Genomic DNA, 1,575 nt, shown 5'->3' with positions numbered 1-1,575 from the left:
TGAGCTTGCAGCTTTCATCCTGACGCTTTTGGTTGCATTTGTAACTCTAGGTGGCATCAAATCTATCGCAAGTGTCGCAGGTAAAGTGGTTCCAGCAATGGCGCTGTTTTATGTGTTGGCGTGTCTTAGCGTGATCATCATGAACGCAGATCAACTACTAAATGCTGTTGAACTTGTGTTGGTATCTGCTTTCACGTCTACCGCAGCAACGGGCGGTTTCCTAGGTGCTAGCATCATGTTGGCAATCCAATCTGGTATTGCGCGTGGTGTATTCTCAAACGAATCAGGTTTGGGTAGCGCGCCAATGGCCGCAGCAGCAGCGAAAACAGACTCTTGTGTTAAACAAGGTTTGATTTCGCTGACAGGTACCTTCTTCCATACCATCATCATTTGTACCATGACAGGTCTAGCCCTGATCCTAACTGGCGCTTGGCAAAGTGACTTTTCAGGTGCCGCGATGACAACACATGCCTTTGCTGTTGGTCTCAACGCAGAAACATTCGGCCCAATGCTGGTGTCTATCGGTCTGATGTTCTTTGCGTTTACAACGATCCTTGGTTGGAACTACTACGGTGAGCGTTGTGTGGTGTTCCTAATGGGCACAAAAGCGGTTCTGCCTTACAAGATTATCTTCCTTGCTCTAGTGGCTTCAGGCGCGTTCCTGCACCTAGACATGATTTGGATTCTGGCAGATATCGTAAACGGTTTGATGGCGATCCCTAACCTTATTGGTTTGATTGCGCTTCGTCATGTTGTACTGGCAGAAACTAAATTGTTCTTTAACCCTTCAGTTCAATCTGATGATCTTGATGCGGTAAAAGCATAGCTCTACAAAGAACCGTTAAGCCTGCACTTAAACGAGTTAGAAACCTTAAAACACAAAGCCCGCTCATGTTTAGCGGGCTTTATTTTTATCTAGATTCAGATGACAGCGTTAATCACGTAACCACTGATGTTCAACCTTCTCTCCACGCTGTTCAAAAAACTTAGCGTTTTGCTGTTTGAACTGATCAACTTTAATATCCGCGATTGGCCAATGGGCAAAATCTTCCGTAATGAAAGACTCATCAACGCCAAATTCTAGCGAATCTAAATGCTTACCTATGTAACGGTAAAAATAACTCTGTCCGACGCTATCACACACCATTGGCACATGCGCCATTCGCTGGCGATTCACTGATACGGATGCCCAAGTTGTGGCGTTCGGTTTGCAAGTTTTCTCCTGCACAACATCGATTTCAAACTTGTTGTCTAACGTCGTAGATACAAAAACGACGATCGCATCGTCAAGGTAAACTCGTCTTAACAAGAGCTGTTTGGTGTCGTGCGTTCGCGCCTTTTGGATACCATTAGAAAACGGCTCAAAGTGCGCCCAGTGCCACCCCCACTCCATCCCCCGAGGTGAAAACTTGATTTGTGGTAATGTCATCCAAGCAACAGCACTCGCAAACCCCAACAAAAACAGCGTCAGCATTAAAGCAAGTCGGTATAAATTGCGCATTTAAAGTGGTTCTTCAATCAGTAACTTAATTCCTAGCGCAACAAGCACAGCACCTGTTACTCCTTCCATCCATT

At 45.5% G+C, this 1,575-nt stretch carries 2 protein-coding genes; one reads left to right on the top strand and one right to left on the bottom strand.

The window, feature by feature from the left end; genetic code table 11:
- A partial coding sequence (locus tag R7P35_RS24110) for an amino acid carrier protein (RefSeq protein ID WP_318092849.1) occupies positions 1 to 826 on the top strand: 826 nt, incomplete at its 5' end.
- 108 nt (positions 827 to 934) lie between these two features.
- Here R7P35_RS24110 and R7P35_RS24105 read toward each other — a convergent pair.
- Positions 935 to 1,501, bottom strand: a complete 567-nt coding sequence (locus R7P35_RS24105; protein ID WP_005477711.1) for a hypothetical protein — start codon at positions 1,499 to 1,501, stop codon at positions 935 to 937.
- Between the last annotated feature and the right edge of the window lie 74 nt (positions 1,502 to 1,575).

Origin of the sequence: Vibrio sp. Vb0304 (assembly GCF_033338995.1) — a bacterium.
GTDB classification, from domain to species: Bacteria; Pseudomonadota; Gammaproteobacteria; order Enterobacterales; family Vibrionaceae; genus Vibrio; species Vibrio alginolyticus.
Note: the sequence above shows the minus strand (reverse complement) of the source record. Positions and strands in the feature narration are given on the sequence as shown.

Excerpts from the sequence above, each read along its gene's own strand:
- R7P35_RS24105 (WP_005477711.1), bottom strand. The coding sequence starts at position 1,501 with ATGCGCAATTTATACCGACTTGCTTTAATGCTGACGCTGTTTTTGTTG.